This is a genomic window from Cellulosilyticum ruminicola JCM 14822, from assembly GCF_001311925.1.
In the GTDB taxonomy this organism is placed as follows: domain Bacteria; phylum Bacillota; class Clostridia; order Lachnospirales; family Cellulosilyticaceae; genus Cellulosilyticum; species Cellulosilyticum ruminicola.
The window spans coordinates 1-1,385 of record NZ_BBCG01000158.1; the positions used below are offsets into that span (position 1 = coordinate 1).

Genomic DNA, 1,385 nt, shown 5'->3' on the forward strand with positions numbered 1-1,385 from the left:
ACTGCTATTGAAACGCTTCAAAAGATAAGCCCTATAGATTTGTCAACTGATAAAATCAAGCTCATTTGTGAGAGAAATATAGAAGCTGAAACAAACTCCCATGGTGATCCTAAGATCATTGATATTTCTAATGAAAATATCAGACGTATCAATGAAATCTTTGGTATTCAATCTACACACTATGAGAAGGAGGCCATCCTATGAGTACGCTTTTTGATAAGCAGTTAGAAGAAATTCGAGAAATCTGTAAGTCTATTCGCCTATCAGGAATAAGTGCCTGTATGGCAGATGAACTTATGGAAGCAAAAGAAAAAGGATTATCCTACGAAGAATTTCTGTTAAATGTTTTACGGTATGAACAAGATAGACAAAATGAGAATGGTAAACAAAAACGTATTAGAAATGCAGGATTTCCTAAAAAAATGTATCTTGAAGAACTTGATCAAACTTATCTTAGCAGTGATGTGCAAAGAAAACTTAGCATCTTATCTAACCTAGAGTTCATTAAGAATGGGCAAAATGTAATCCTATTAGGGAGTACTGGAACAGGTAAAACACATACTGCAACTGCATTAGGCATAAAGGCATGTATGGAGGGATACAAAGTACTATTTACAACTGTCCCATTACACTGATCACTCAGCTGAAAGAATGCCGTAGCAATAAGACTTTAAAAGGCCTTTGAAAACAAGCTTGAGAAATATGACTTAGTCATTGCAGATGAGCTAGGTTACATTTCCTTTGATAAAGAAGGTGCAGAATTATTATTTACACATATCTCACTACGTGCAGGAAGAAAGTCAACGATCATAACCACAAACTTGTCTTTTGATCGATGGCATGAAATCTTTGGAGATCAAGTATTAACAGCCGCGATGATAGATAGGATAACACATAAATCGTATATTTTAGATATGAGCACCAGCTCATACTGGATCCATGAAACTGAAAAGTGGCTCCAAAATCAAATGTAGAAAATGGCTAACGTTTATGCCGCGAAAGTGCCTTGATTATGAGGGTTGATATGCTACGCTAGTCAAGATAGGCAGCACACAAGCTTCCGTAGCACACCATCAAACTAGGTGGCTGCCTAACAGCATATCAACGGAGGCTCATAGTCAAGGGAACCGTGGAATAAATGTGGAAAAATAGAATGCGTATAACCTATAAACGGTCATAAATTTTTGACTTAAGGTGGATCCATTTTCAAATGCATTTTGGTTCCGAATTCACTTGACAAATACAGATCTTTCATCATTATTTCTTCTGCCCATCATTGTATATCACCTCTACTTCTAGTCTAACAGTAAAAATGGCTGTAGACAATGTAATTGTCTACAGCCTGAACTGACTTATTAAGTCAGTTTTTTTATTGCCTAGGAAAG

At 36.2% G+C, this 1,385-nt stretch carries 1 protein-coding gene and 1 pseudogene; both read left to right on the plus strand.

Features of this window, described 5'->3' with window-relative positions; all coding sequences use genetic code 11:
- Positions 1-204, plus strand: a 204-nt coding sequence (locus JCM14822_RS21105; RefSeq protein WP_207643282.1) for a hypothetical protein, incomplete at its 5' end; no start/stop codon positions are given.
- Positions 201-974: pseudogene (gene istB / locus JCM14822_RS18590) on the plus strand (IS21-like element helper ATPase IstB). The gene JCM14822_RS21105 and the pseudogene istB, both read left to right, overlap by 4 nt.
- The last annotated feature ends 411 nt before the right edge of the window (positions 975-1,385 follow it).